Origin of the sequence: Rhodococcus yunnanensis NBRC 103083, from assembly GCF_001895005.1 — a bacterium.
GTDB classification, from domain to species: Bacteria; Actinomycetota; Actinomycetes; order Mycobacteriales; family Mycobacteriaceae; genus Rhodococcoides; species Rhodococcoides yunnanense.
In genome coordinates, this window is sequence record NZ_BCXH01000040.1 from 1 (window position 1) to 5,583 (window position 5,583).

Consider the following 5,583-nt stretch of genomic DNA (forward strand, 5'->3'; position numbering starts at 1 on the left):
TTGGGACGCTCGAGTATCTCGGGCGTACCGATTTTCAGGTGAAGTTGCGTGGTCTGCGTATCGAGCTCGGTGAGATCGAAAGTGCGATGCTGTCGGTCGAGGGTGTCATGTCGGCGGTGGTGATCGTCGACGATGCATCCCGACTCATCGGCTATGTCACGACGAATGATCGAGAAGTGACCGAGAGCGTGGTCGTCGAACGCAGTAGCGACAAATTGCCACACTACATGGTTCCCCGTGTCGTGATTCTGTCCGAGCTGCCGCGTCTGTCCAGTGGAAAAGTCGATCGATCGTCTCTTCCTGTGCTCTCGGACAACGACGTTCAAGTCCGTGGGCCCAGCACGGATATGGAGCGACTGCTGGTGGAGGCGGTGTCGGAGATCCTCGGCCACGTTGTCGTGGATCTCGACTCCAGCTTCCTCTCTGCAGGTGGAGACAGTTTGATTGCGATCAGGGTTATCTCGGCGCTGCGGCGGCGTGATCTCGAGTTGTCGACGACCGATCTGGTGCTGGCACCGTCACTTGCCAGTGCGGCAACGCATCTGGTGGTGAGCCGGCCGAAGCCGTCTTCGGTAGCGTCGAGCGCGAAGAGGTCGAGGCCGATGATCGAGCTGGACGAGGACGAAGAGTTGTTCTGAACCAGGGACACGTCACGGATGCGATTGCTCCGTGACGTGCCATCGCTCGTGCGTGCAATCAAATGTTCGAGTAATACGCGTCGTGCAGTGGTACCGCCTGCTCAGTGCTTCGACGTGTGGTTCATGTGGGTCGCGATCGCATTGGTCGACCGTTCGTCGGTGGACAGGAACGTGCGCATCATGCTGTGGTCCTCGTGCCCGTAGATGTGACAGTGGTGCATGAACCGCCCTGGATTGGGGCCGAATCTGACCAGTGCCGTCACCAGTTCCAGAGACCGTGCATGGATGACGTCCTTGCGGTAGCGCTCGTGCTCGTCGACCTTAACCTCGTCGCCGACGACCATCGGACTTTCGGTTCCTTGCCCGAAAGTGCCGTCGGCAAGCTCGAATTCGAGGAATCCATCGGTATCGAGTTGGCGTCGTTCGATGACCGACAGGTGCGCATTGTGGATATGCATTGGGTGCGGATCGAGCACGTCCTCGATACTGATGTAAGTCCACTTCTCCCACGAATCGGGGACCACCTCGATGGAGACCGGATCCGACCACGATCGCGCGACGCGGCGGTACGTGGTCGTCTTGTCGTCGCGGTTGATCTGCACGAATCCGTCAGCGGGCAGCCTCGGAAGTGAGCCCGTGTACACCTCCAGCTCCCACAACTGCGCGTTGAACTGGTTGGCTCGCGTGATCAGGATCGCGCGCTCGGTGATGGCGTCCGAATTCGGCGTCGCATCCGATACTGCTGTGGCGGAGATGATGTCGGGGATCACCGAAGGTTGCGACGGGTTTCCATCTGCCGTGCGGAATTCGAGGATCCCACGGAAATCGGGTGCCGTCTCGGCGAGGTTGACCAGTGTGTAATTGCCGGGGGGAAGGCGCGCGAAGTCTACGATGACGTCGATACGCTCGGCGGGCAGCACCAGGATGGGCGCGTCGAGGGGGACCGGAGTGTGGATCAGTCCTCCGTCGGTTCCGATGAGAACCATTGTCCCTTCGGGAACCGCTGCTCCGGTCTCGTCGACGAGGTCGAACCGGTATGCGCGAATGTCTGCAGCGTTCAGGATGCGGAATCGGTAGCTACGTCGCTGGACGTCGACGTAAGGCCAGATCATTCCGTTGACCATCGTCACCGGCCCAGTTGCCGGGCGCATCAACGGTTCCGGTCCCTCCTCGAAGACCACGGTCTTGTGAACGAGGATTCCGTTGACATTACCGTTCGGGTCGGTGAGAAAGTTGCGATCGGCGACCACCAAGGGAATCTCGAACTCGCCGCGAGGAAGGTCGAGCGCAGCTTCTTCGTTGTCTCTGATGACGTACATTCCGGCAGTGAGGCCTGCATAGGTGGTGAAACGGGACAGGTGCATGGTGTGGTCGTGATACCACAGTGCCGCTGCGGGTTGACGATTGAGAAACTCGGACAGTTGTGCGTTTCCCGGCGATACGGTGTTCTCACCCCATCCGTCGCTCGATCCGGTCGAGTGTGCGCCATGGAGATGCACGACCAACTCGGGCGGAATAGCGGCGATGTCGCGTATCGGACGCAAATCCCCGACGCCGTATTCGTCCCAGTAGGGCGGCATGACCGGAACGGTGCCCTGCACCGCGACGATGGGCAACGGCGTCGAGATCTGATTCTCCCAGGCAACTCGTAGTCGCTCGTCGCGGCCTATCTCGATGGTGGGGCCGAGTGCTGCTCCGTTGTAGGTCCACATCGGAGTCGGCGGGAGGTCACGGTGCAGTTTCACCGACTGGGACACCATGGTGATCGCAGCGTGCGACGTTCCGCGGAAGGATTCGAGCGGTACGCGCGGCGGAATGGGAAGCGGATCGACGAACGGGGTGATGTCGCGGACAAATCCTGTGACGCCGGGTAATTCGGAGTATGCGTCCTCCGGGAGATCGATGCGGATGGGCTGGTAGCCGGTAGCGGCGGTGGTCTGCGCATGATGACCCGTTCCCGCCGTCGATTCGCCGCTTTCCCAGTTGCCTGCGTAGTAGCCGAGACCCGCGGTAGCGAGGGCCGTCGCAGCCGACCCGAACAGTGCTCGTCGGCTCAGTCCTGTGTCGATTTCAGGCTTCCGATCTGCGTTCGGATTGTCCTCGGGATTGCTGTCGCCGTCAGGTCGGCGTGTCGCTCGTGCCACATCTCTTAGGGTAGCATTACCGAACTGCAGGTTCGGACATCGGTTCGTTGCCGATGTGGCGAGCATTCCGCGCGATCGAGAGGCCCACGCATGTCCGACAGTGCACCGAAGGTTGTCGACGTTTGGCCACTGTCGCCACTTCAGGAGGGGATGTACTTCCTGAGTTCGCTCAACGACGACGACTCCGATGACGTCAATGTCATGCAGCAGGCGGTGAGGGTCGACGGTGCGCTCGATGCGGACATACTCGGTGCGGCAATTGCCGGCCTGATCGAAGACACCGACGCACTGCGAGTGAGCTTTCGAACGCGCAAGAGCGGCGAGGTCGTACAGGCAGTGCTCGACGGGATCGACATCGATATCGCGCGGCGCGACTATCAGTGCCTCGACCCAGCATCGGAAGCCGACTTCCGAAGAATGCTCGATCAGGAGTTCAGGCGCGGATTCGACCTCAGAAGTGGTTCACTCGTTCGCTTCGCCCTCGGTTCCTTCGGCTCCAGCACAGCAATTTTCGCGATCACGATCCACCACATCATCTCCGATGGCTGGTCGGTGTCGAACACGTTCCGGCAGATATTCGAGCGGTACAACGCAGTGGTCGACGGGTCATCCGCAAGGACGCCGGTCTTCGCGTATCGCGATCTCCTCGAATGGCAAGCCGGACTCGATCGCGATGCGGAACTCGCAGCCTGGACCGACTACCTCGCCGGGGTCGAAAGCGGAACCCTCACGGTGCCTGTTCCGACGGGCGAGCCGCTGCGGTCGGCGCAGATGGAGGTCGCCCACGACGATGCGGTTGCACTGAAAGCTGTCTTGCAGGAACGCCAATTGACTCCCGCTGCGTACGCGCAGGCGATCTGGGCCCTGGCAGTATCTCGATTGACGGGTTCGTCGACGGTTCTGTTCGGCGTGACGGTGTCCGGTCGTCCACCTGAGCTTGCGGGTTCGGACTCCGCGCTCGGAATGTTCATCAACACGGTGCCCGTTCGAGTGGATCTGGATCCTCAGGAAACCATCGCCGACCTCGCGAGTCGAATTCGATCCGAGTCGTTGCGGATGTTGCCGCATCACTACGTCGCACTCCATGAGATCCAGTCGGAGGCGAGAATCGGAAACTTGTTCGACAGTCTCGTCGTCGTCGAAAGTGCCGAGGCATACACCAGTTTCGCTGAGGTCACCGAGCGCTACGGGTACGAAATCTCGGGCTTTCCGCTACCGGTGTACGCCGGCCGTGACGTCGACGGCTATCCCTTGACACTGACGGTCGGAGCACGCGAGGACGGTTCGGTCGGTACGCTCGATCTCTACCATTCCACGGACATCGACAGCGCCACGATTGCTGACCTCCAGGGCTTCATGCGGCGTGCATTCACGGCAGAAGGGCTCGATCTCTCGGTTCGCAGCGATCAGGACAACCGTGCTCAGCAAGGGCCGGTGCTCGATCGACCGCACCGGGACATCTTCCGCGACGCGTTGGAGATCGGATCGGCCGACCCGGAGGCGATCGCGTTCCGGATCGGGGAACGAACCGTCAGCTACGGCCGGTTCGTCGCGCAGGCGGCCTCGCTCGGTGCCGCACTCAGGTGCCACGGCGTCGACTACGAGGATCGAGTTGCAGTTCTCCTTCCGCGTGACGAGACCGCAGCGATCGCACTGTTCGCGGGTATCGCCTCGGGTGGAACGGTTTTCCCGATCGACCCGACGTTGCCGAACGAGCGCCTCGCATATCTGTTCGGTGACTACGCACCGCGGGTGACGGTCGCCTCACGCGAGATCCTCGCACCGTACGGCGATCTGTTGCAGGGATTACTGGGTGAGGTCGTGCTGATCGAAGACTGCGTGGATGACGCCGACCACACGGCAGTGTCCGTGCGAGGGGATGAGCGATTCGCCGACGCGGCCGCATATGTCGTCTACACCTCCGGGTCGACAGGCTATCCGAAGGGCGTGCTCACCTCGTATCGGTCGTTCCTCAACGAAGTGTACTGGCGGCTCGCGACGTTCCCACTCGGTGCCGGAGACGGCGTGTTGCAGAAAGCGGCGCCCACATTCGACCCGTACATCGTCGAGAACTTGTGGCCGCTCGTGGCGGGAGCCACCATCGTCCTTTCCGAGATCGGAAAGGAGAACGACATCGATGACCTTGCCGCCCAATTCAGTAGTGGACAAGTGCAGTTCGCCGATGTCGTTCCTTCGATCCTGTCGACCATGCTCGACAACGAGTCGACGATCGACGGCCATCGATTGAAGTACCTCGTGGCGGGCGGCGAGACTCTCGGTAACGGACTGTTCGATCGCATACTCGACAAGTGGAACGTCCCGACCTGGAACATATACGGGCCGGCGGAAGTGACGATCGAGACGACGCTGGAGCAAACGAAGGCCGAGTTCAGACCTGCTGGTGGTGTGGTGCCGATCGGGGTTCCGGTGGACAACACGGGTGTGGTGGTGCTCGATGGGTGGTTGCGTCCGGTTCCGGTGGGTGTGGTGGGTGAGTTGTATGTCTCGGGTGTGCAGTTGGCTCGGGGGTATGTGGGTCGGGCGGGTTTGACGGCGGGTCGGTTCGTGGCGAATCCGTTCGGTGGTGGTGATGGCGAGAATGGATGGGGAGACAACGGCTCTCGTCTGTATCGAACGGGAGACAATGTTGTCATCGACCCCGATGGAAAGCTCGTGTTCGTAGGGCGTACGGATTTTCAGGTGAAGGTGCGCGGTGCGCGGGTGGAGTTGGGTGAGGTGGAGGCTGTGTTGGCGGGTGTGTCGGGTGTGGGTGCATCGGTCGCTGTACTGCATTCGGAGGG

General features: G+C 61.3%; 3 protein-coding genes. 2 read left to right on the plus strand and 1 reads right to left on the minus strand.

Annotated features, from left to right (window positions below; genetic code table 11):
- The coding region (locus RY1_RS29120) for a phosphopantetheine-binding protein (RefSeq protein ID WP_218019875.1) at positions 1-638 on the plus strand (638 nt) is incomplete at its 5' end.
- A gap of 101 nt (positions 639-739) precedes the next feature.
- Here RY1_RS29120 and RY1_RS29125 read toward each other — a convergent pair.
- Positions 740-2,782: a multicopper oxidase family protein gene (locus tag RY1_RS29125; protein WP_072807532.1), complete on the minus strand. Its 2,043-nt coding sequence runs from the start codon at positions 2,780-2,782 to the stop codon at positions 740-742.
- 90 nt (positions 2,783-2,872) lie between these two features.
- Here RY1_RS29125 and RY1_RS29130 point away from each other — a divergent pair.
- A partial coding sequence (locus RY1_RS29130; RefSeq protein ID WP_139280015.1) for a non-ribosomal peptide synthetase occupies positions 2,873-5,583 on the plus strand: 2,711 nt, incomplete at its 3' end.